This window comes from Nocardioides agariphilus (genome assembly GCF_015352445.1).
Classification (GTDB): domain Bacteria; phylum Actinomycetota; class Actinomycetes; order Propionibacteriales; family Nocardioidaceae; genus Nocardioides; species Nocardioides agariphilus.
The window spans coordinates 72,739-94,754 of the sequence record NZ_JADKPO010000005.1; the positions used below are offsets into that span (position 1 = coordinate 72,739).

23 protein-coding genes are annotated in these 22,016 nt (G+C 71.1%); 19 read left to right on the forward strand and 4 right to left on the reverse strand.

Features of this window, described 5'->3' with window-relative positions; all coding sequences use genetic code 11:
• Positions 1 to 12 precede the first annotated feature (12 nt).
• Positions 13 to 924 carry a universal stress protein gene (locus tag ISU10_RS05250; RefSeq protein ID WP_194695322.1) on the reverse strand — a complete coding sequence of 304 codons (912 nt, stop codon included), beginning with the start codon at positions 922 to 924 and terminating at the stop codon, positions 13 to 15.
• Between the two features lie 107 nt (positions 925 to 1,031).
• Between ISU10_RS05250 and ISU10_RS05255 the strand changes: the two genes are divergently transcribed.
• The 10 genes from ISU10_RS05255 (at position 1,032) to ISU10_RS05300 (ending at position 12,725) form a co-directional block, all read left to right on the forward strand.
• Complete coding sequence (locus ISU10_RS05255; protein WP_194695323.1) at positions 1,032 to 3,755, forward strand: bifunctional acetate--CoA ligase family protein/GNAT family N-acetyltransferase; 2,724 nt, start codon at positions 1,032 to 1,034, stop codon at positions 3,753 to 3,755.
• A gap of 114 nt (positions 3,756 to 3,869) precedes the next feature.
• Positions 3,870 to 4,826 (forward strand): universal stress protein, encoded by a 957-nt coding sequence (locus ISU10_RS05260; protein ID WP_194695324.1) that lies wholly within the window; start codon positions 3,870 to 3,872, stop codon positions 4,824 to 4,826.
• A gap of 110 nt (positions 4,827 to 4,936) precedes the next feature.
• Complete coding sequence (locus ISU10_RS05265; RefSeq protein WP_194695325.1) at positions 4,937 to 5,833, forward strand: universal stress protein; 897 nt, start codon at positions 4,937 to 4,939, stop codon at positions 5,831 to 5,833.
• Positions 5,830 to 6,483, forward strand: a complete 654-nt coding sequence (locus tag ISU10_RS05270; protein ID WP_194695326.1) for a response regulator — start codon at positions 5,830 to 5,832, stop codon at positions 6,481 to 6,483. Before ISU10_RS05265 ends, ISU10_RS05270 begins: the two co-directional genes overlap by 4 nt.
• A gap of 73 nt (positions 6,484 to 6,556) precedes the next feature.
• Complete coding sequence (locus ISU10_RS23775; protein WP_194695327.1) at positions 6,557 to 8,281, forward strand: GAF domain-containing sensor histidine kinase; 1,725 nt, start codon at positions 6,557 to 6,559, stop codon at positions 8,279 to 8,281.
• Positions 8,282 to 8,521: 240 nt separating this feature from the next.
• Positions 8,522 to 9,415: a lysylphosphatidylglycerol synthase domain-containing protein gene (locus ISU10_RS05280; protein WP_194695328.1), complete on the forward strand. Its 894-nt coding sequence runs from the start codon at positions 8,522 to 8,524 to the stop codon at positions 9,413 to 9,415.
• A gap of 118 nt (positions 9,416 to 9,533) precedes the next feature.
• Positions 9,534 to 10,289, forward strand: a complete 756-nt coding sequence (locus ISU10_RS05285) for a phosphatase PAP2 family protein (RefSeq protein ID WP_194695329.1) — start codon at positions 9,534 to 9,536, stop codon at positions 10,287 to 10,289.
• Positions 10,286 to 10,939: a glycerophosphodiester phosphodiesterase gene (locus ISU10_RS05290; protein ID WP_194695330.1), complete on the forward strand. Its 654-nt coding sequence runs from the start codon at positions 10,286 to 10,288 to the stop codon at positions 10,937 to 10,939. The genes ISU10_RS05285 and ISU10_RS05290 overlap by 4 nt, the downstream gene beginning before the upstream one ends.
• Positions 10,940 to 11,034: 95 nt before the next feature.
• Complete coding sequence (locus ISU10_RS05295) at positions 11,035 to 11,934, forward strand: ABC transporter ATP-binding protein (protein WP_194695331.1); 900 nt, start codon at positions 11,035 to 11,037, stop codon at positions 11,932 to 11,934.
• Positions 11,931 to 12,725 (forward strand): ABC transporter permease, encoded by a 795-nt coding sequence (locus ISU10_RS05300; RefSeq protein ID WP_194695332.1) that lies wholly within the window; start codon positions 11,931 to 11,933, stop codon positions 12,723 to 12,725. The genes ISU10_RS05295 and ISU10_RS05300 overlap by 4 nt, the downstream gene beginning before the upstream one ends.
• Here the strand turns inward: ISU10_RS05300 and ISU10_RS05305 are convergent.
• On the reverse strand, positions 12,606 to 14,084 hold the full coding sequence (locus tag ISU10_RS05305; RefSeq protein ID WP_194695333.1) for a wax ester/triacylglycerol synthase domain-containing protein: 1,479 nt from the start codon (positions 14,082 to 14,084) through the stop codon (positions 12,606 to 12,608). The two genes, ISU10_RS05300 and ISU10_RS05305, sit on opposite strands and share 120 nt — an antisense overlap.
• A gap of 320 nt (positions 14,085 to 14,404) precedes the next feature.
• Here ISU10_RS05305 and ISU10_RS05310 point away from each other — a divergent pair, with 320 nt between their 5' ends.
• The 3 genes from ISU10_RS05310 to ISU10_RS05320 are packed head-to-tail and all read left to right on the forward strand — an operon-like array spanning position 14,405 to position 15,603.
• Entirely contained in the window at positions 14,405 to 14,605 is a 201-nt protein-coding gene (locus ISU10_RS05310; protein WP_228499636.1) for a hypothetical protein, read from the forward strand.
• Positions 14,602 to 15,366, forward strand: a complete 765-nt coding sequence (locus ISU10_RS05315) for a dienelactone hydrolase family protein (RefSeq protein WP_194695334.1) — start codon at positions 14,602 to 14,604, stop codon at positions 15,364 to 15,366. The genes ISU10_RS05310 and ISU10_RS05315 overlap by 4 nt, the downstream gene beginning before the upstream one ends.
• 36 nt (positions 15,367 to 15,402) lie before the next feature.
• On the forward strand, positions 15,403 to 15,603 hold the full coding sequence (locus ISU10_RS05320; RefSeq protein WP_194695335.1) for a DUF1918 domain-containing protein: 201 nt from the start codon (positions 15,403 to 15,405) through the stop codon (positions 15,601 to 15,603).
• A gap of 3 nt (positions 15,604 to 15,606) precedes the next feature.
• Here ISU10_RS05320 and ISU10_RS05325 read toward each other — a convergent pair whose 3' ends face one another.
• The gene (locus ISU10_RS05325) at positions 15,607 to 16,095 is read right to left on the reverse strand and encodes a hypothetical protein (RefSeq protein ID WP_194695336.1); all 489 of its coding nucleotides are present in this window, start codon (positions 16,093 to 16,095) and stop codon (positions 15,607 to 15,609) included.
• 152 nt (positions 16,096 to 16,247) lie between these two features.
• Here ISU10_RS05325 and ISU10_RS05330 point away from each other — a divergent pair, with 152 nt between their 5' ends.
• The gene (locus ISU10_RS05330) at positions 16,248 to 17,183 is read left to right on the forward strand and encodes a universal stress protein (protein ID WP_194695337.1); all 936 of its coding nucleotides are present in this window, start codon (positions 16,248 to 16,250) and stop codon (positions 17,181 to 17,183) included.
• A gap of 83 nt (positions 17,184 to 17,266) precedes the next feature.
• Here ISU10_RS05330 and ISU10_RS05335 read toward each other — a convergent pair whose 3' ends face one another.
• Complete coding sequence (locus ISU10_RS05335) at positions 17,267 to 18,190, reverse strand: universal stress protein (protein ID WP_194695338.1); 924 nt, start codon at positions 18,188 to 18,190, stop codon at positions 17,267 to 17,269.
• A gap of 199 nt (positions 18,191 to 18,389) precedes the next feature.
• On the opposite strand from ISU10_RS05335, the gene ISU10_RS05340 reads away from it, so the two are divergent.
• The 5 genes from ISU10_RS05340 to ISU10_RS05360 all read left to right on the forward strand — a co-directional run bounded on the left by ISU10_RS05340 (position 18,390) and on the right by ISU10_RS05360 (position 21,905).
• Complete coding sequence (locus ISU10_RS05340; RefSeq protein WP_194695339.1) at positions 18,390 to 18,806, forward strand: Hsp20/alpha crystallin family protein; 417 nt, start codon at positions 18,390 to 18,392, stop codon at positions 18,804 to 18,806.
• Between the two features lie 120 nt (positions 18,807 to 18,926).
• Positions 18,927 to 19,796: an SPFH domain-containing protein gene (locus ISU10_RS05345; protein WP_194695340.1), complete on the forward strand. Its 870-nt coding sequence runs from the start codon at positions 18,927 to 18,929 to the stop codon at positions 19,794 to 19,796.
• A gap of 43 nt (positions 19,797 to 19,839) precedes the next feature.
• Positions 19,840 to 20,394 carry a universal stress protein gene (locus ISU10_RS05350; protein ID WP_194695341.1) on the forward strand — a complete coding sequence of 185 codons (555 nt, stop codon included), beginning with the start codon at positions 19,840 to 19,842 and terminating at the stop codon, positions 20,392 to 20,394.
• A gap of 178 nt (positions 20,395 to 20,572) precedes the next feature.
• A complete protein-coding gene (locus ISU10_RS05355) occupies positions 20,573 to 20,863 on the forward strand; it encodes a hypothetical protein (RefSeq protein ID WP_194695342.1) in 291 nt (96 codons plus the stop codon).
• Positions 20,864 to 20,993: 130 nt separating this feature from the next.
• A complete protein-coding gene (locus tag ISU10_RS05360) occupies positions 20,994 to 21,905 on the forward strand; it encodes a universal stress protein (protein ID WP_194695343.1) in 912 nt (303 codons plus the stop codon).
• The last annotated feature ends 111 nt before the right edge of the window (positions 21,906 to 22,016 follow it).

The window sequence follows — 22,016 nt, forward strand, 5'->3', positions numbered from 1 at the left end:
GGCCATGCGGACTCAGTACTCGGCCTCGGGGACCACGGCGACGGTGCCGGCGGAACGCTCGAGTACGGCGGCTGCCATCGAGGCGTGCAAGAACCTGGCGACGGCGTTCTTGTGCCGCCGGCCGACCACCAGGAGGTCTGCGGTGGGGGCGGCGTCGACCAGCACCTGGTCGATGAGCCCGCTCGCCAGCTCGAGGTGGACCTCCACGTCGGGGTAGGACTCCCTGAACCCGGCCACGGACTCGGCCAGCAGCAGGCGCTCGTCGGCGGACGCCTCACTTGCGGTGGAGGGCGACTGCGTTGCGACGATGTCCCAGAAGCAGTGCATGACGGTCAGCGGGACACCTCGGCGGGAGGCTTCTGCGAAGGCGAACTCGATCACCGGCCTCGAGGCCGGTGAGCCGTCGGCGCCGACGACCACTCGGTGGGTGTCGGGGTCCTCGCGCCGTGGACGACACACGATCGTCGGGCACGCCGCGAGCTGGGAGACCGCCACGCTGACCGAGCCCAGCAACATCCCGCGCAGCGGACCGCGTCCGCGTGAGCCCAGGACCAGCAGATGAGCGGTCCTGGACGCGTCGACGAGCGCCTGACGCGGATCGGCTTCGACCAGCTCGTGGTGCACCTCGAGGTCGGGCCCGATCCTCTGCACGAGCTCGACGGCCTCGTCCAAGATGATCCTCGCGGCCCTCCGCAAGGCGTGGACGAGCTCGCTGCGGTTGTCGCCCTCGAGTTCCAAGGCGCCCACGAACAACCTGCCGACGGGGTCGAACGCGTGCATCAGCGTCAGCGGCCGGTGCTCGAGCGCGGCCTGTGCGGCGGCCCACACCAGGGCTCGGTCGGCGTGCTCGGACCCGTCGACGCCGACGACGATGCTTCCGGATCGATGTGCGGTCGTCACGATGCCCTCGACGTGTGAGTCCATCTCTCGAGGATCGTCCTGGGCCGAGGGACGAGCAACGGTCTCCGGTCCCAGCGGCGCCGGGACCTATGACCCTGCTGGGCCACGCGAGGTCGGCCGAGCATCGGACCATGTCGACCTCAGCCCCTGCGCCAGCGGACGACTCGCCCTCCCGGATGCTCCCGTTGCCGGGACCGGCGGACGTCGTGCTCGCCGACGGCAGGCTCGGTGTGATCCGGCGCCTGACACCGGATGACGGGCCGGCCCTGCACACCCTGCACGACGAGGCTTCCGAGGAGGCCCTGCGGATGCGCTTCTTCAACGTGTCGAGGCCCGCCGCCCACAGCTACGTCAACCACGTGCTGGCAGACCCTGAGACGCTCGCCCTCGTCGCCGAGACCGAGGGCCGCCTGGTGGGCCTCGCGACCGCCGAGCCGGTCAGTGAGGACGCGGTCGAGATCGCGCTTCTGGTCTCCGATGCCCACCACGGGCAAGGTCTCGGGACGCTGCTCCTGGAGCACCTGTTCGCACTCGTTCGCGACCGGGGCCTGCATCGGGTGGAGGCCGAGGTGCTCGTGGAGAACCACCCGATGCTGGAAGTCCTGCAGAACGCCGGGTACGAGCTGACACAGCACCCCGATCGCGGCGTGATGTCGGTGAACCTGCGGGTGACGACGACTCCCGAGGTCCAGGACGCGGCCGACCGCAGGGAGTTCCAGGCAGAGTCGAAGTCCCTGGCTCCCTTGCTCGGCCCGCGATCGGTCGCCGTGGCAGGGGTGCGCAGCGACGGGAGTGGTGTCGGTGCGGCCATCCTCAGGTCCATTACTGCCAACGGCTACGCCGGGCAGGTGGCCGTCGTGCATCCTCGGCTGACCCAGGTGTCCGGGGTGGATGCCTACCCGACGTTCGGCGACCTGCCCGACCCGGTCGACCTAGCGGTCATCGCCGTGCCGGCCGAGGCCTCGGCATCGGCTCTTGAGGACGCTGCCAGTGCTGGCGTACGCGCGGCGGTGGTGATCAGCTCGGGGTTCGGGGAGCTGGGCCAACGGGGCAGGGCGCTCCAGCGCGAGCTCTCGGTGCTGGCTCGGACCCACGGGATCAGGCTGGTGGGGCCCAACTGCCTGGGGGTGCTGGCCAACGACCCTGACGTCCGGCTCAACGCCACCTTCAATGCCCAGCAGCCGCCGCCCCCGGGTGGTCTGGCGATCGCCAGTCAGTCAGGTGGTGTCGGCATCGTGCTCCTGGACCGCGCCCGTGAGCTGGGCCTCGGCGTCCGCAGCTTCGTGTCCCTCGGCAACACCGCCGACGTCTCGAGCAACGACCTGCTCGCGGCCTGGTACGACGATCCCGGGGTCACCGCGGCGGCGCTCTACCTCGAGTCGTTCGGCAATGCCCGCAAGTTCGCCCGGTTCGCTCGCCGTTTCTCCGAGCGCAAGCCGGTGCTCGCCGCCGTCGGCGGACGCTCCGCGTCGGGACGACGCGGCGGCGCGTCGCACACGGCGGCGGCAGCCTCATCGGATGTGGCGGTGCGGGCGTTGTTCGCCCAGGCTGGCGTCATCGCATGCGTCGACGCCGACGACCTGGCCGAGGCGGCACTGATGTTGACCCAGCAACCGCTGCCGGCAGGGCCGCGCCTCGGGGTGCTGAGCAACGCAGGCGGGATGGGGATCCTCGTCTCCGACGCCGCCGAAGGCTTCGACCTGGTGGTGCCCGAGCTCTCCGGTGCGGTGTGCGATCGGCTGGCCGGTCTGGTCCACGGCACCTCCGCCACCACGAACCCGATCGATGCCGGGGCAGCGGTGACACCAGACCAGATGGGGGAGATCCTCGGTGCCGTGCTGTCCTCGGGCGAGGTCGACGTCCTCGTCGCCGTGGTGGTCGCCACCGGAGTGACCGACAGCGACGCCATCGTCGAGCGGCTGGCCGAGGTCCGGTCCCGCTACCCGGCCATCCCCGTGGTGCTGGTGGCGTTGGGGGGCCTGGACGTCGGGCACCCCGCCGGCCTGACGACGTACGGCTCGACGGGCGCCGCGGTCCGCGCCATCGGCCGGGCAGTCAGCTACGCGGCGTGGCGTGAGGTTCCTGCAGCCGCGCCGCCGGAGAGCGACCACAGCCAGGCGCTGGCGGCCCGGCAGTGGTCCCGCTCGATGCTCCGGGCCGCACCCCCGGAGGGCCGCTGGCTCCCGGTGTCGGAGGCCACGCGGCTCCTCGAGGGCTACGGACTGCGGGTGGTCGGGCGCGTCGTGACCGGCGCCGAAGCAGCGGCGCAGGAGGCAGCGCGGATCGGCTTCCCCGTGGCGGTCAAGGTCGCCGGGGCCGGCGGGGAGCACAAGACCGAACGGCGTCTGGTCCGGACCGGCCTCGGCTCGACGAGTGCCGTCGTGCTGGCTGTGCGGTCCTTCGAGGACCAGATGGAGGGGCCCGGTCGGCCGGACGTGCTCGTGCAGCCCATGCGGGTCGGTGTCGAGGTCGCCATGGGCGTCGTCCGGGACCCCAGCATGGGACCGTTGCTCATGGTGGCAGCCGGCGGAGTGGCCACCGATGTGTGGGACGACAGGGTCTTCCTGCTCCCTCCTGTCTCCCTGGCTGACGCTCGGCGCGCGCTGCGAGGTCTGCGGCTGTGGCCGCTGCTGCAGGGCTTCAGGGGAGCCCCGGTCGCTGACGTGGCACACCTCGAACAGCTCGTGGTGGACCTCGGCCGGTTGGCCGTGGACGTTCCCGAGATCGCCGAGCTCGACCTCAACCCGGTGATCGTGGGTCCAGACGGCTGTTCCCTCGTCGACGTCCGGCTCAGGCTCGCGGCCACCGACGAACCTGGTCCCGGGACCCCCCGTCAACTCCGGCGGATCGAGTAGCTTCGCGGCTCGCCGGGCCCAAGGTCCCAGCACGGGAAGCCGTCGTGCCCTGTCGCCGTAGGCCCTGTCGCCGCAGCCTGGAGGCTCGCGGCACTCTCAGAACGGACCAGCGCCATGACGATGACACGACCACCACCCGCCCCTGTCGTCCTCGCCGCCGACGGCACCGCTTCCAGTGCCGGCGCGCTCCGCTACGCCGTGCAGGAGGCCGTCGCCCGGCGGACCGGGCTGAGGATCGTCCACGTGTGTCCGATGGTCACTGCGACGGTCCCGATCCGCCCGACCCCCGGAGTCCTCCCGTCGATCCCGTCGGAGCTCAGCGCCCACGGCGGACATGTTCTCGAGCGCACCGTCGAAGAGGCCCGGTCCCTTGCACCCGGGCTGGTCCTCAGCACGCTGCTCGCCCACGGAGCCCGGGTCGGTGCCATCACGGACGCTGCAAGCGATGCGCAGCTGGTCGTGGTGGGACGCGAGACCCGGACAGGAGCAGAGCGCGTGCTGACCGGAACCACCACGGCAGGGGTGGCCTCGCGCGCCCGGTGCCCGGTGGTGGTCGTGCCGGGCAGCTGGGAGGCCAAGGACGGCACGGAGCCCGGCGGCACCGTCCTCGTGGGGATCCGGACCGACGCAGACGCCGCGGACCTGATGACCGTGGCGCACGACTGGTGGGCGCTGCATGGTGCCGCGATCACGGTCGTGCACGCGTGGGAGCTTCCCGATCCTGTCATCGACGGCTTCGAGGGTGGCTCGCACGTCGAGAACGGGCAGGTTCGAGGCCAACGGCTGCTGGACCGCGCCCTCGCCGCCTGGCGCCACCAGCACAGTGACGTCCCCCTCGAGACGCGAGTGGTGCGTGGACACCCCGCGCCGGTGCTTGCCGCCGCCGCCGAGGCCGCTGACCTGGTGCTGGTGCGGCGGGCCCATGAGCACCGTCCGTTCGACCACCTCGGAGGCACGGTCCGCGCTCTGTTGCTGGCCTGCCGCGCCCCGGTGGAGGTCGTGCCCACGGACCTCGCCCGGCTGTCCGCGGGCGATCTCGTGCTCGAGGAGTCCGGTCACCTCGCGAGGTGACCGCAGGACGAAGGTCCTGCCTGCCCACGGCCGCATTGCTCTGCCGTCCCCTATCTCGTCGGCGCAGCCTGGAAGGGATCGACGAGCTCCCACACGAAAGCTGGAAGGCCATGACCGCGACCCCCACCACCGCTCCGGTCGTCCTCGCGACTGACGGCACGACGGCCAGCGACGGCGCTCTTCGCTACGCCGTCCAGCAGGCACAGATGCACGAGACCGGCCTGCGGGTGCTGCACGTCATGCCGGTGCCGATCCCCGTGCCGCCGCTGCGGCCCATGGAGTCGGTCGACCTCGAGCCCTACGCCCGAGCAGTCATCAGCCGGGCCGCCGACCAGGTGCGCGGCCTGGCCCCCGAGCTGATCGTCTCCACGTCGCTCGCCCACGGAGGACGCGTCCGCGCCATCGTGGCCGGCTCGGCCGATGCGCAGCTGGTCGTGGTGGGCCGGGAGACGGTCCACGGCTTGGAGCGACTGCTCACGGGTGCCACGACGGCAGGGGTCGCGGCGAACGCGCGCTGCGCCGTCGTCGTCGTACCGGGCGACTGGCAGCCACGGGAGAGGGCCGAGAGGGGCGGCAGCGTCGTGGTCGGCATCCGCCGGAAGGACGATGCGTCCCACGTGATGGCGGAGGCCCACCGGCAGGCGGTGGCGCTGGATGCGAGCATCACCGTCGTCCATGCCTGGCAGCTGCCCGATCCCTACTTCGATCGCATCGAGGCCCGGACCCACGGAGAGGAGTGGCAGGCGCTGGGGGAGAAGCTGCTCGAGGAGGCCTTGGGACCCTGGCACGACCAGTACCCCTATCTGGCGATCGAGACCCGCGTGGTGCACGGCCATCCGGCAACCGTGCTCGCGGCCGCGGCCAAGGGGGCCGACCTCGTGGTGGTGCGGCGCGCTCACGAGGGTCGTCCGTTCGACCACCTCGGGGCGACCGTCCGTGCGTTGCTGCTGGCCAGCCCGGCCCCGGTCGAGGTCGTGCCCGCACACGTCGGAGGCAGCGCGACATGACGCCCGAACAACCAGACCCGATCCGGGTCTACCTCCTCGACGACCACGAGATCGTGCGGCGCGGCATCAGGGAGCTCCTCGAGAGCGAGGGGGACATCCAGGTCGTGGGGGAGTCCGGGCTCGCCCAGGAGGCCGCCAAGCGCATTCCTGCGCTGAAGCCCCACGTCGCGATCCTCGACGGCAGGCTCCCCGACGGGTCGGGCATCGACGTGTGCCGGGAGATTCGCTCGGTCGACCCGTCGATCGCGGGCCTGATCCTCACGTCGTACGACGACGACGACGCGCTCTTCGCCGCGATCATGGCCGGGGCAGCCGGCTACATCCTTAAGCAGATCGGCGGCAGCGACTTGGTCGACACGGTGCGCCGGGTGGCCGCCGGCCAGTCCACCTTGGATCCCTCGGTCACCGCGAGAGTTCTGGACCGTCTCCGCAACGGACCGCGCGTGGACCCGGAGCTCCACGCGCTCAGTACGCAGGAACAACGCATCCTCGACCTCATCGGCGAGGGCCTGACCAACCGGGAGATCGCCGAGCGCATGTACCTCGCCGAGAAGACCGTCAAGAACTACGTCTCCTCCATGCTGGCCAAGCTCGGGCTCAGCAGCCGCACCCAGGCGGCAATCTTCGCGGCCAAGCATCCGCACTCCTGAGGGAGCTTCGCCCCCGTTCACGTCCGGGGACTAGCGTGAGCCTCGGTCGATACGCCGGTCGCGCGGGGGGGGCATGGACGAGAAGCTGGAGGAGTACGGCGGGTCCGCGAGGGTCCCCGCCCTGCGCGAGGCTGACTTCGACACGCTCCTGCGTGAGGTGCTCAACCGGATCCACTCCGCCATCGATGAGCAAGAACGCCTCCGTCTGCTCCTCGACGCGGTCGTCACGATGGCCGCCGACCTGTCACTCGACGGGGTGCTGGCGCGCATCGTGACCGTGGCCAGCAGCTTGGTCGACGCCCAGTACGCCGCGCTCGGAGTTCTCGACGTCGGCCATGACCGGCGGCTGCGCACGTTCGTCCACCACGGGATGACCCCCGTCCAGGTCTCCGAGATCGGTGACCTCCCGACCGGGCACGGCCTCCTGGGACTTCTCATCGACGACCCGCGCCCCATCCGGCTGCACGAGATCGCTGCCCATCCGGCCTCCTACGGCTTCCCGGCGAACCATCCACCCATGAATTCGTTCCTCGGCGTGCCGGTCCGCATCCGCGATCGCGTGTTCGGCAACCTCTATCTCACCGAGAAGCGGGGGCCGGGTGACTTCACCACCGAGGACGAGTCCATTGTCGTAGCTCTCGCGGCCGCCGCGGGTGTCGCGATCGAGAATGCCCGCCTCTACGAAGAAGCGGAGCGACGCCAGTTGTGGCTGTCGGCGACCGCTGAGATCACCTCACTGATCAACGATCCCGTGGCCGGGAGCGATGCACTCCAGACGGTCGCCGACCGAGCGCGCGAAGTGGCTCGGGCCGATGTGACCTGGGTCGTCGCCGGGGCGGACGCGGAAAGCCTGGTCTTCCGGGTGGTCTCGGGCGTCGACACCGACATCGATGCGATGCGCGCCCTGCCACTGGACCGGTCGCTGGCCAGCACGGTGGTCCGCACGCGAGAGCCGGTCTCGGTCCCCGACCTGGGCCAGGATCCGGGGGCGCTGAACCCGGCGCCGATTCTGGGCTGGCCCCAGCTGGGTCCGGCCATCTTCGTGCCGATGAGCAGCGGCTCGGGCATCGAGGGCGTGCTGGCCCTCGCGTGGTTTCCCGAGCACGCTAGTCGGTTCGCAGCCGTGGACCCGGCGATGCCGGCGAGCTTTGCCGAGCAGGCAGCCCTGTCCATCCAGGTGGCCACGGCGCGCGGGGACCAGCAGCGGCTGGCGGTCTTCGAGGACCGCGAACGGATCGGGCGAGACCTGCACGACCTGGTCATCCAGCGCCTCTTCGCTGTCGGCCTCAGCCTGCAGGGCGCCGGACGCCGGATCGCTGATCCCGACGTCGGGGCGCGGCTCAGCCAGGCGGTGGACGACCTGGACGACACGATCAAGGACATCCGCCGGACCATCTTCGCGCTGGGGTCCTTGGGGGACTCGGAGGACATCCAGGCGGAGGTGACCCGCCTGGTGGACCGGGCGGCCGCGACGATGAAGTTCCGGCCAGTCCTCCGGTTCGAGGGTCCGGTGCGCTCGCTCGTCCCGGCAGAGGTCGCTCCTGACCTCCTCGCCGTGCTCGGTGAGGCGCTGTCCAACGCCAGCCGGCATGCCGAGGCCACGAGTGTCGAGGTGCTCCTCTCCGCGGGAGACGCTGTCAGCCTGACCATCAGCGACAACGGCAGCGGGATCCCGGGTCGGGTCGTCGAGAGCGGTCTGGGCAACATGCGAGAGCGCGCCCACAAGCACGGTGGCCGGCTCGACGTCACCTCGGCTGCGGACGAGGGCACCACCCTCTCCTGGGTCGTGCCTCTCTGAGCTTCCCCACGGGGGCGATGTGCCCGACGGCGCGGGACCTTGTCCACTGTGCGGCCCGCTCGCCGTTGCGCAGGCTGGTGCTGTGAGTGGAGAGAGAGCCGGGCCGGCACCACCACCCAGGTCCGGCGGGTGACGACAGGGAACCCGCCGGACCGGCATCGGCCCTCCATCGCGGGACTGCTTGACTCGTAGGCGGAGCGGGGGCCGCGCCAACCAGCGAACCCGCGGGAGGAAGAGACGATGGGGCTGCGTGCACGCATCCGAGCCGTCGTGTACTCCAAGACGGTGCTGGTCGGCGGCGTCGCCGTCAGCGTTGCCGTACCCCTCGTCACGCTGCCCGCGATCCCCGCGGTCAGTGTGTGGCCGATGCTGCTCGGTCTGCTGCCGTGGGTGATCGGCAAGTACCTCCTGTGTCCGCTGCGTTGGCGGGTCCTGACGGGCGCGGGCCTGAGCCGGCGCTGGCACCTGCGTGCGTACGCCGAGTCCGAGCTGTTGGGACTGCTCACCCCTGGTCACCTCGGCGCGGACGTCTGGCGCGTGACGCGTCTGCACGGCACCGGGCTCAGCCACGCCGACGCAGTGCTGAGCGTCGGGGCCGACCGGTTCGTCGGGGCGTTGGGCCTGATCGCCTTCGTCGCCTTCGCCGGGACGACCCTGCCGACCAGGATGCTGCTCGTCGCCGCCGCGGTCGGCGCGGCGGCGGTCCTCACGGTCCTGGTCGTGCGCCGGTTCCGCCCGGGGTTGCTGCCGAGCCGTCCGCTTCCCGGGCCGCGACAGCTGGCCCAGGCACTCGTGCTCTCGCTCGGCTACCAGCTCACGATCGCGGGCCTGCTTCTCGGCACGGTGGCGGCGACCGGGAACAGCCTGTCGCCCTGGGCCGCGCTGGCTGCCTTCGGCGCCAGCCAGCTCGCCGGCGCCATCCCCGGGCCCAACGGGGCCAGCCCCCGTGACGCGGCTCTCGTGGTGGCGCTGGCCGCCCTCGGAGTGCCGTGGGACGCCGCGGCCGTGGCGGTCGCCCTGAAGGCGTCGCTGGCGTGGGTCCCGGCCCTGGCGCTCGGCGGCGTCAGCCTGGTGCTCTTCCGTCGGGCTCTGGGCCGGACCGCCGTCCGCGACGACGTACTCCCTGCTGCGTGAGGCGCGACCCGTCCTCGAAAGCTGAGCCCGATCGTCCCGTGACGTCGGGACCTCCGACCGCTGTGCCGCGCCGGCTTCGTCGGCACGATCGGTAGGGAGGACGACGCCGGGAGACGACATGGCACTGGCCACTGAGATCACCAGCCCCGTGACTGTGTCGCGCCTGCGCTGGGTGCTGGGCCAGGTGCTTCTCGTCGCCAGCGGGGTCTTCGTCTACTTCCGGATCCGGGGCATCACCGATGCGTCGGTCGAGGTCGCCCACGCCCATGCGAGTGAGATCGTCAGAGCGGAGCGGTGGCTCGGCCTGGACGTGGAGGCGACGGTCCAGGCACCTGTCGTGTCATCGCAGACGCTGGCCACCGCGGCGAACTGGGTCTACGTGTGGGGGCACTGGCCCGTCATCGTGGCGACCATGGCCTGGCTCGTGTGGCGGCACCGCGACGCCTTCCGGCGGCTGCGGGACGCCATGCTGGTGTCCGGGTTCCTGGGGATGATCGTGTTCGTCTCCTACCCCGTCGCCCCTCCACGGCTCTTCGACCGCGGCCTCGTCGACACCGTCACCGAGAGCTCAGAGGCCTACCGCTACCTCCAGCCACCGGCCTTCGTGAACCAGTACGCCGCGATGCCGAGCCTGCACGCGGGCTGGGACCTGCTCGTCGGGCTGGCCATCCTCGGCGCTGCCACCACGATCGGCGTCAAGACGATCGGTGCGCTCATGCCCGTGTTGATGACCTGGGCAGTCGTCGCGACCGCCAACCACTACATCCTCGACGTGGTTGCCGGCATCGCCCTGGCGCTGATCGGGCACGCGGTCGCGCTGTGGCTCGAGAGCAGACGCACCAGCCGGCGTGCGGGGTCGCCGGAGGCCACATGAGCGTCCTGGCGGTCGCCCACCGTGCGGGAAACTCCCTTGCCGGGCTGGTGACGGCCAACGAGCTGGGCGTCGACATCATCGAGTGCGACGTGCACCGACACCGAGGTGACCTCGAGGTTCGTCACCTCAAGACTGCGGGTCCGTTGCCGTTCTTGTGGGACCGGTGGGAGCTGGTGCCGGCCTCGGCACCGCGACTCGGCCTGGCCGAGCTGCTCGCAGCCGACCGTCACGGGACGACGTTCATGCTGGACCTCAAGGGTCGTGACCCGCGAACCAGCCGTGCGGTCGCCCGTCTTCTCCGCGAGGTCGGCCACGCCCGGCCACTGCTGGCCTGCGGTAGGTGGTGGCCGGCGGTGGATGCACTGGCCGAGGACCTCGACTACGTGCGCCCGGTCCTGTCCGCACGCAACCGCGGCGAGCTTCGGCGCCTGCTGCAACGCCTGGCGAGCGGACCGGTGCCCTATGGGGTCTCGGTGCACGTCTCCCTGCTCGACGCCGGCGTCGTCGCCGACCTGCACCGGCACGTCGAACGGGTGCTGACCTGGCCGGTCAACGACCCGCACGTCCTCGACGCCGTCACGAGCTATGGCGTCACCGGTGTCATCAGCGACGAGGCCGACGTACTCGCCGAGGTGTTGGCCCGTCGCTGAGGGCGAACGTCCCGTGCCCTCGTGGCCAAGGCCCCGTCCGCTCAGCAGGGTCGAGTACGACAGTGGAGCTGACGGCACCAAGGGAAGGTCGGACGATGCACCCAGTGGTGGAGACCCAGGGTCTGACCAAGCGGTTCGGGCCCCACCTGGCACTCGACGGGATCGACCTGTCCATCGCGGCTGGTGAGATCTTCGGCTACCTGGGTCCCAACGGCGCGGGAAAGACAACCACGATCAGGATCCTCGCCGGCCTGCTGCAGCCTTCCGCTGGCAGGGCGGCGGTCCTCGGCCTGGACGTGGTCCGCCAACGCGACCTCATGCAGGCCCGGCTGGGCTACCTCCCCGGCAACTTCGTCGGGTACGACGACCTGTCCGGTGAGCAGTACCTGCGCTACCTGGCGAACCTGCGCGGTGGCGTCGAGTGGCACGTCGTGGTGACGATGGCCAAGCGCCTGGACCTCGACCTGGGACGTCGCATCGGGGTGCTCTCGCACGGCAACCGGCAGAAGGTCGGCATCGTCCAGGCGCTGATGCACCACCCCGAGCTCGTCATCCTCGACGAGCCGACCACCGGCCTGGACCCGATCATCCAGCGGGAGTTCCTGGGACTGCTCGCAGACGTGCGGGACGCGGGGGGCACGGTGTTCTTGTCCTCCCACATCCTCTCGGAGGTCGAGGCGGTCGCCGACCGCGTGGGGATCATCCGCGACGGGCGTCTCGTGGTGGTCGAGTCCGTGGAGCGCCTCAAGCACAGGGCCGTGCGGCGGATGGACCTGACGTTCGTCGGCGCGCCTCCGCTGGAGGTGCTGTCCTCCGTCGCAGGCGTTCGAGAGGTCACCAGCTCCGGGTCGACCGCGCACCTGGCGGTGGAGGGATCGACGGCCAAGCTCCTGGCGGTGGCCGCCCCCCACGGGATCGAGCAGATCGTGACCCACGAGCCCGACCTCGAGGAGATCTTCCTCGCCTACTACGAGCGAACGGACCGACTCGCGTGACTGCCTACGTGTTCACCAAGACCTTGCGCGACCAGCGTCGCGCCTTGATCGCCTGGAGCATCGGCGTGACGGCACTGGTCGTCGTCGAGGGCGCCCTGTGGCCGTCGGTGCGCGACATGCCGAACCTCGACGAGTTCCTGGCCGGCTACCCCGACGCCCTCAAGGAGGCCTTCAACCTCGCGGCGATGACCACGGGAACGGGCTTCTTGAACGCCGAGCTCTACACCCTGGTCCTGCCCATCTTGTTCCTCGTGTTCGGGATCTCCCGCGGCGCGCGTCTCGTCGCGGGCGAGGAGGAGTCAGGCACGCTCGAGGTGGTGCTGGTGACACCGGTGTCCACGACTCGCCTGCTGCTGGAGAAGGCGGCCGGCCTGCTCACGGCCCTGTGCCTCCTCGGCGCGGTCGCGGGTGTGAGCACCCTGATCGCCTCAGCACTCTTCTCCATGGGGGTCTCGCCCGCTGGCGCTGCCGTCGGGGCCCTCTCGATGATGCTGCTCGGCCTCGAGTACGGCTTCCTGGCTCTGGCGGTCGGGGCCATGACGGGCAGGCGCTCCTTGGCCGTGGGGGTCCCCTCGGTCGCTGCCGTCGCCGCCTACGTCTTGTACGTCGGCGGGCTGATGGTCGACAGCCTGAGCGGCTGGCTGGCCTGGTCGCCGTTCCACCAGGCCTTGTCAGAGGGGCCGATCGCCAGCGGCCTGCCGTTCCGGTACGCGTGGATGGTGCTCGCCGCGGTCGTCGTCGTGGCCGTCGCAGCACCGGTGTTCGCCCGGCGCGACATCCGGGCCACCTGACTGGTGCCGCTGCCTCATCAGCCGGAACTGGTCGTCGAGTGCCGTACCCAGCTCGTCGCCGTCGGGAACGTGGTCAGGATCGAGGATCGCACTGACGCTCAGCGTCCCGTTGTAGGTCAGGACCTCGAAGGAGAGTGTCGAGTTCCCCGCCTCACCGACCCCCAGCGGCACGGCGGCTGCGATCCGCAGCCCGCCGAACCCCAGTGGCTGGTCGGGTCCGCGCAGGTGGCTGACGAGCGTGTGGAAGCGGTGCTGGTGGCTCATGTACCAGCGGAAGCCGCCCAGCCGGGCCAGCGGCCGGAACAGCCAGCCGAGAACGGCGATGGGCGGCGGTCCGGAAGCCGAGGCCTTGCCCGCCCGGACCGTCTCGGCGACGCGAGCCAGCCGCTCGCTGATCGCTCCCGCCGTGGGAACCGGCACGAGGAGCGGACTGACCATGTTGCCCAGGGCAGGAGCCTGCTCTGCGTTCCGGCCGGACACCGGCACGGTGATGACCACGGTGTCGAGGCGCTCACCTCGTCCTTCGAGCAGCTGGCGCAGAGCAGCGGCGACGGCGACCAGCACGGCGTCGTTGGTCGTCGCGCCGTACTGGTGTGCGAACGCCCGGACGTCGTCGCGCCGCGTGCGCACCACGATCACGCCACGCCTGGGGCCGGTGGGATGCATCAACGAGCACGGGGTGATCGGCACCGGGCGGAACCCGCCACCCGCACTCATGGCCGAGCGGAGGAGTCGCCACGAGGTGGCCACACCCGACGCCGCCTGGCACTTCCGGGCGAGTGCGTCCGCGAACAGGCTGCGGACACCCGGCGCGGCTTGCGGGAACGTGCGGTCCTCTGACCGACCTCCCGGGTCGGCCAGGCTGGCGAGGATGCTGAGCCCACCGACTCCATCGGCCAGGGCGTGGTGCACGACGACCAGCAGCGCGCTGCGGTCGTCTTGAAGCCCGGTGAACAGGACCACCGACCACAGCGGCGCCGCACGACCGAGCGGGCTCATGACCTCAGCCAGTGCTGCGTCCATCAGCTGCTGCTCGTCACCGGGCGGGGGACAGATGACCTCGCGCACGTGGTGGGCGATGTCGAACCCGGCATCGTCGATCCACAGGGGGCCGCCACACCCCAGGGGCGCGGAGACCAACCGTTGGCGCAGTCGCGGGACCGACCCGACCCGGCCGGCGATGACCTCTCTCGCCCGGGCGAGAGAGAGATGCCCGTCGAGCTCGAGCACGACCCCGAACTGAGCCGGCACGGGTCCGGTGTCCATCGCCATGAAGGCGCGGTCGGCCGCGCTCGCGCGTTGCACGGGCGGTCGCATCGCCGGAGGCAGGGCACGCGACGCCGGACGTCTGGTGCTCACGCCCCCAGACAACGCGCTCGTACGCCGACGCGGCAGGGTCGAACGTCCTCGATGCCCCCGAGGAGGCCCGACAGCCGCCGCCTCCGCCGTGCGCTCGGGACCAACTCCCCGCAGCCGAGGGCCGCTCGACCCTTCGCCGCACGAGCTCGCCGGGGTTTGCTGGCAGTGAGGCGACGAGGATCCGTCTTGAGGGCAAGAGTTGGCAGCACGCGCCGGCAGCACCCGGCACCGGCCAAGACTCCCACACCGTGTCAAACGGCTGAGGATCCTCGTCACCTCTCACCACGCTGTTCGAAAGCCGGCCTCAGGAGGTTGACGTCATGGGTGACATGTCGACGTACGAGAAGGCAGCAGCCGCCGGCGAGGCGCGCGACGCCGTGGCCTCGCGGCCCTCGGGATCATCCACCGCAGCGGTGGCTGCGGCCATGCGGCGCTACCTCAGTGCTGAGCAGTACCGCGAGCTCGATGAGGCGGACGGTCACGCTGCCAGCAAGGGCAGCTTGCCGGACGACCCCACGTGAGGGCCGCCAACGGCGGCCCAGCCGCCGTGGTGACGAGCGAGGTCGGGAGCGTCGACACCGAGGTCGACATCCCCCTCGCGGGTGGCGTGGTGCTGCGCGGTCATCTGCGCGTGCCCGCTGGTGCCCCCGGAGTCGTGGTGTTCGCTCACGGGGGCGGGAGCAGCGGGCACAGCTCCAGTGACGAGTACGTCGCGCACCAGCTGTGTCGTGCCGGTCTGGGCACCTTGCTGGTCGACCTGCTCGCGCCGGACGAGGAGACCGAGCCCCGCACCGCCTTCGAGACCGCGCTGCTGGGCGCCCGGCTGGACCAGGTCGGTCGTTGGCTCTCGGACCAGCCGGAGACAGGCTCGTGCGGGCGCGACCACTTCCTCGGCTACTTCGCAGCCGGGGCCGCCGCGGCCGCAGCGCTGTGGGCGGCCGCTGAGCCCGGAACCCGGGTCGGCGCCGTCGTGTCGCACGACGGATGCCCCGAGCGCGCCGGGGAGCGGCTGCCTCTGGTTGAGGCCCCGACGCTGCTCATCGTCGCAAGCGCCAACCCGGTCGCGCTGGACCTGAACGACCGGGCCAAGGCGAGCATGCGGTGTCCGTGTCGCCTGGTCGTCGTTCCCGATGCCCGGCACCGGCCCGACGAGGTCGGGACCGTCGAGGAGGTTGCCCGGCTTGCCTCGGCCTGGTTCGCCGGCCTCCTGGCCAGTGAGGGACCAAAGCCTCTGCCGGTCAGCACGACCGAAGCGGAGGCTGGACCCCGAGTCGGATCCTGAGCTGGATCCTGATCTGGACACGAAGGAGGCGTCACCATGCACGCACACCCTGGGGACCGCATCGTGGTCCGCAGCCAGACCGTCGATGGCCCGGTCCGAGACGGAGAGGTCCTGACCGTCGAGCACCCGGACGGCTCGCCGCCGTACCGGGTCCGTTGGTCCGACAACGGCCACGAGTCCCTGTTCTTCCCCGGCCCTGACGCCTACATCGACGACGGCGGTCAGCACCACGGCTGAGCCCTATCGGCCGCCCGGCTCCCGCAGCTGGTGAACGATCTCGTTGAAGCGACGGTCGAGCATGGCCTTGTCGAGCAGGACCCCCGGGGTGCGAGGAGCGGTCGGCTCGGCCGGGGTCTTGGTCCGGGCTCGTGCCTTGGCGACCAGGCCCAGGCTCGAAGGAGAGGTGAGGACGACCGCCAGCCCGACGATCGGCCCGTACTGCGGGTGGATCTCCGCCAGACCGAGCGCCACCACGACAGCCAGCGCCGACAACAGACCGCACCGCACGACCGCTGTGCGGTCCAGGCCGATCTCGAGGGACAGGCCCCACACCACGGTCACCGCGAACAGCGCCAGCGTCACGTAGGCCGCGCCCGTCGCCAGTACCCCGAGCAGGTTGCTGGCAGCGATGACCCCAACGGCCGTCACGGCTCCCGCGAGAGGCGGCCAGATCCTGTTGGACCACAGCTGCTGCTGTGTGCCGGTCCTCTGGTGGGCGCGGGTCCTCATGGGAGCACGTTCGGCGATTTCGCCCTGCAGCAGCAGGGTCGTAGAGACGGTCCCGCAGGGACAAAGGTCCTCTGTTGCGCAACCTGTCGACCCTGCCACGTCGGTCGCTGGCCGAGCACGGTGGTAGCAGGTCCGAACGAGGAGGTGCTGCGATGAGGGACATCGTGACCCGCGAGGTCGTGGTAGGGGTGTCGACAGCCATCTGCCTGCCGGCACTGCAAGCAGCGGCACAGGAGGCAACGCGGCGTCGTTGCGGAGTGCAGCTGCTGCACGTCATCGCACCGGTCTACGCCAGCCATCCGCGGATCGAGGAGCTCGACCAGATCGCTGGTGAGCTCCGTCAGGCCGGCATGGCCGTCCTCGTCGATGCCGCTCGCACGCTGGAGGAGCTCTTGTCGCCACGCCTGCCGTCCGGGGACGTGGTCGTCAGCACCCAGCTGTGCCACGGGGCTGTGGTGTCGTCGCTGGTCGAGGCCAGCACGCATGCGTGCCTGCTCGTGCTGCAGCAGCACGACGAGCGTCCTCGTCTGCTGTCCATCATCCAGGCGGTCACGGCCCGCGCGGACTGCCCGGTCCTGGTGGTGCCGGAGCGCTGGCACCCCGAGGAGCCTGCAGATCAGGCATGGATCGTCGCCGGCGTGGACAACGCGAGCAGCTCAGCACGGGTCATCAGGGCCGCACTCACCGAGGCGTCTCGACGGCACGCGAGGCTGCGGCTGGTGCACGGCGTCGACGACCATCCCAAAGGAGGCGACGCGCTGGACGCGTCGGCCCGTGACGCCTGGCTGCGGATGGAGCACCGTGCCCTCGAGGCCGACCTGAGCGACCTGTGCGGCACCAGGCCCGGCGTCGCGGTCACACCCGAGGTCGTGCCCCAGGCCCCCGCCGCGGCCGTCGTGACACGGTCCCAGGGAGCGGCCCTGGTGGTGGTGGGGCGAGGCCACAGCCGACTGCCCTTCGTGCACCGTCCCGGGCCCGTGACGACTGACGTGCTGCTCCACGCCGGCTGCCCCGTTCTCGTCGTGGACGACGAGCCGCCAGGCCCCGCTCCGCGCGTTCGCCGGCTCTCCGAGGTGGCCATTCCCTGAGTCGGGCACTGAGTCGGGCCCCTGAGTCGGGCCCCTGAGTCGGGCCCCTGAGTCGGGCCCCTGAGTCGGGCCCCTGTCGGTGGCTAGCTCGATCCGCCCGGTGAGAGTGCGTCTTCCGGGACCACTGCGACCACGCCGTGGGCGCGCTCGACCACCGAGATCGCGGTCACCCCGTCGAGGACCGTGGAGACCAGGTCGTGCGGCGGGCGACCGACGACCAGCAGGGCATCCTCGGGAGTCGCGCGCACCAGGCAGTCGTCGGGAAGGCCGCGCCGCAGCTCGAAGAGGACCATGACGTCGGGGTACTTCTCGCGCAGGCCGGCAACCGATTGCGCCAGCATCGCCCCGAGCCCCTCGGTGTCGTCGACCCTGGCGAGAGGCCGCTCGGCCAGGGACTCAGGGATGAGCCACATGGCGTGCAGCACCGTCAGGGGCACGCCGTAGCTCGAGGCCTGGCGGAAGGCGAACTCGACGACCCGCGACGACGAGGCCGTCCAGTCGGCACCGACCACGACGCGCTGGGGCCTCCTGCCCGCAGCCGCGCCACGGCAGACGACCACCGGGCACGCGGCGTGTGCGGCCACGTGGCGACTCACCGAGCCGAGCACCATGCTGGCGACCGGTCCGCGGCCGCGGGACCCGATCACGACGAGGTGCGCTCGGTGTGAGGCCTCGACGAGAGCCGTGCGCGCGTCGGTGTCCACGACGAGCACCTCGACAGTCAACTGCGGATCCACTGCCGTCACGGCGGCCGCGCTGTGCTTCATCAGGGCAAGGTCGGCCGTGCGCAGCCCGGCGTACAGCGCCTCGTGGTCGATGCCGTCGGCGTCCAGCAGCAAGGTGGCGCGCAGCAGCGACTCGCCGCCGCTGTGCAGCAGGGTCAACGGCCGGCGCTCGGCGCGGGCCTGCTCGACCGCCCAGGAGAGCGCCCGCGCGGCCCCCTCGGATCCGTCGACGCCCACCACGATCGATCCCGGGCGTGGGGTGGTCCTGTTCGTGTCGGCCATGCCGCCAGCCTCGGCCGCCCGAGGGCCACTCAGGTACGGGCCGGGGTCATGGGCCGCGGGACCAAAGGCCTTCGGTGCGGCGGCCCCGGACCAGGATTCAGGACCCTCGCGCGGCCGTCGGTGACCTTTTCCTCTGCGCCGAGCCGGACGCGTGGGCTGTGCTGGACAGGAGAGAACCATCGAGATGAAGGAGGTAGCAGTGACCACCACATCTGTCGTCCGTCGAGACGGCGCCTCGCTCATGGGCGAGTTGATGAGCTGGTTCGGCACGGTGCCGATGCAGCAGGAGATCAAGGTCGAGGAGTACCAGGAGGGCGAGCGCCGCATCGTCCGCGCGGACCTGCCCGGCGTCGACCCGGACAAGGACATCTCCGTGACCGTCGATGACGGTCTGCTGCGTCTGCACGGTGAGCGCCGGGCCGAGGAGCACGACCGCTACCGGACCGAGATCCGCTACGGCAGCTTCGACCGCGTGCTCACCCTGCCCTCGGGCACCCAGCCCGGGGACGTCACCGCCGAGTACGCCGACGGCGTGCTCACGGTGACGATGCCGGCCCCGGCCCCGGTGGAGCCGAAGGCCATCCCCGTCACGCACCGGGAAGCCCCGGTGGAGTGAACCCGCCCATCGCGAAGCCGACCCGTCCGGGCCCACGCCGAGCCCTGTGAGAGGCACGACAGCCAGGTCCGGGCGGGTCGTTCACGCTGACGCCGACCCGTCACCACCCAGGAGCTCATCATGTCCACCCTGCTCATCATCGCCATCTGCGCCGCGGGCCTGATCGCCCTGGTGCTGGCCCTGTCCATCCGCGTCGTGAAGCAGTACGAGAAGGGCGTCCTGCTTCGTCTGGGCCGCGTGCACGCCGTGCGTGAGCCCGGCCTGACCTTCATCATTCCCGTCGTCGACGTGCTGCGCAGGATCTCGCTGCGCACCGTCACCATGCCCATCCAGTCGCAGGGCATCATCACCAAGGACAACGTCAGCATCGACGTCGCGGGAGTCGCCTACTTCCACGTGGTCGACGCGGTGAAGTCGGTGGTCGTCATCGAGAACGTGGCCAGTGCCGTCAACCAGATCGCGCAGACCACGCTGCGCAACGTGGTCGGTCAGCACACCTTGGACCAGGCCTTGTCCGAGACCGATGCGATCAACAGGAGCATCCGCGAGATCCTCGACCGGACCACCACCGAGTGGGGCGTGCTGGTCACGCTCGTGGAGCTCAAGGACATCCAGCTGCCCGAGAGCATGAAGCGCGCCATGGCACGCCAGGCGGAAGCCGAGCGGGAGAAACGCGCCAAGATCATCGCCGCCGAGGGAGAGTCGGCCGCCGCCGCAGCCCTGGGCGAGGCTTCCGACACGATGATGAGGCATCCGCTCGCCCTCCAGCTGCGCAACCTGCAGAGCCTGGTGGAGATCGGCGTCGACAAGAACACCACTGTCGTCTTCCCCGCCCCGCTGATGAGCACCATCGCCGACCTGGGCGCGTTCCTGCGCCGCGAAGGCCAGGCGGCGACACCGGTGGACCAGGCAGTGGCGAGGCCGGAGCCCGAGACCTTCGACTGGCCGGAAGGACGCCGTGTCCGATCGGGCCTTTCGCCCCTGTCGTGACGAACGCGACGTACCTAGGCTGGTGGGTCAGCGAGGAGGAGTCATGTCCACCCACCACACGCCGCCCGAGGACATCAACAGCCGTAGGAGCCGGGTCGTGGTCGGGGTACACGGTTCTTCGTCCAGCCTCTGCGCCCTGCGGCACGCCGTCGACCTCGCTCGGGAGCGTGGCTGGGACCTGGAGATCGTCACTGCCTGGCCCGACGCGGACGATATCTTGATCCACGATGTCCCCGGCCGCTACATCGCGGCACGAGGGCACGCCCTCGAGAGCCAGCGGCAGGCCTTGGCCACCCTCGAGCCGCACCTCGCAGGCGACGTCGAGACCTACCTCGTCAATGCGCGGCCTGCAGAAGCGTTGATCGCGCGCTGTGGTGAAGCCGACCTGCTCGTCATCGGTTCCGGCCGGCCGGAAGAGGAGCGTCCCGGTCGTCGCAGCGTTGGTGCCGAGTGCCTGGAGGCCGCGCCGTGCCCGGTGACCGTCGTGCCGAATCACGGCCAGGAGCCTGAGCCCGAAAGCCCGACACGCGAGCAGCCCCGGCACCGCCGCCCCGTTCGGCGCAACGGGTCGCGGGCCGCCACGTCGTCGAGTGCCTGAGCCGGAGGAAGGAGATTGGTCATGACCACCCTCACGCCCGTGCGGGCGCCCGACACGCGGACAGGCCATCCGACGGCATCGCCGGTGCGGTCGAACCACGCGCGATCTCGCGTGCTCGGGCGGATCTTTCGAGCGTCGGTTCCTGACGCACCTGGCGCTCCTGGTCACGCTCGCACTGGTGGCCACTGCTCCCGAAGCCCTGCATCCCGAGGCTCCTCCGGCGAGTCCTGAGCACACCTACCCGGCCATGCCGTGGTCGACAACCGAGGCGTTGATCCTGCAGCACGGGTGCTGGACGGGGGAGGCCCCGGAAAACGACGCGGTGCCCAAGCATGCCGTGGTGACCCTGCCGGGCCGGCCCGTGGCGCTGGTGCCGGCGGCCGTGGGCTTCTCCATCTGGCTCGGCCCCGACGGCGTTCCAGAATCCGGGGACGAACGCGCGGGGACCCTGCACGCCTTCTGCCCGTGAGCCAGCTGCGCGTGCCACTGCTACGGGCGACCTGTCCGGAGAACGTCCCGTTGCCAGGGGACCTTGGGCCCTGGGCCGACGGGGGTGAGCGCGGTGTGGTGGGTGCAGGCACTCCTGGAGAGAGATGAGCATGACCAACACAGACCGCCCTCCCGTGGTCGTTGCCGTCGACGGGCAGCCTGGCAGCGCGGGAGCGCTCCGCTACGCCGTGGACGAGGCGGTCCGGGCCGGCGAGTCCCTGCACCTGGTCCACGTCCGGCCCGGCGGCCCGGCGCAGGATCTGGTGCCGACGGTCACCTGGGGAGAGCGCGAGGCAGCGGGACGCGCGGTGCTCGATCATGCGTACGCGTCGGCCCGCCGCCTGGCCCCGGGCCTCGACATCACCACCGAGCTGGCTGTCGGTCCCCGTGCGGCAGAGATCCTGTCAGCCGCGCGCGGCGGGCGACTCCTGCTGGTGGGGCGCACACCGCATCGGGTCGAGTCGCCCTTCGGTGGCACGCCGGCCGGCCTGGCGGCTCGGGCGTCGTGCCCGGTCGTCGTCGTGCCTGCCACGTGGCAGGCAGCCCCGACATCGGGTCTCGTCGTGGTCGGCATGAAGACGCGCACACACGCCCGGGAGCTGCTGTCGCACGCGTTCGCCGTCGCTGACTCGCGCGACGCTGCGCTCGTCGTCGTCACGGCCTGGGAGCTGTATGACCCTGCCATGGACAGGGAGGAGGCGGGGGAGCACGCCTCCGAGTGGGAGGCCGAGGGCCGGCAGGTGCTGCGAGGAATCGTCGGCGAATGGAGCGATCGCTGTCCCTCGGTGCCGGTCGACCTGCGCATCGTCCACGGTCGCGCCGCCTCCGTCCTCGAGCATGCCTCTGCCGAGGCCGACCTCCTGCTCCTGGCCAAGCATCAGCACCTGGTGCCGCCGTACGGCCGCCTGGGACGTACGGCGCACGCGTTGCTGCGCACCAGCAGGTGCCCGGTGGAGGTGGTGCCCGCTGGCGTCGTCGCCGAGCTGCACTCCCGGCGTCCGGCACTGGCGGTCCGGGCCTGACCTTGGTCCCGGGTCGCCGGGCCACACGACCCTCGCGACCACGCACGGTGCCGGGGTGTCCTGGAGGTGCACCACCACCGAGCCCCCGGCGTCCGCCGGGCCCGACGTCAG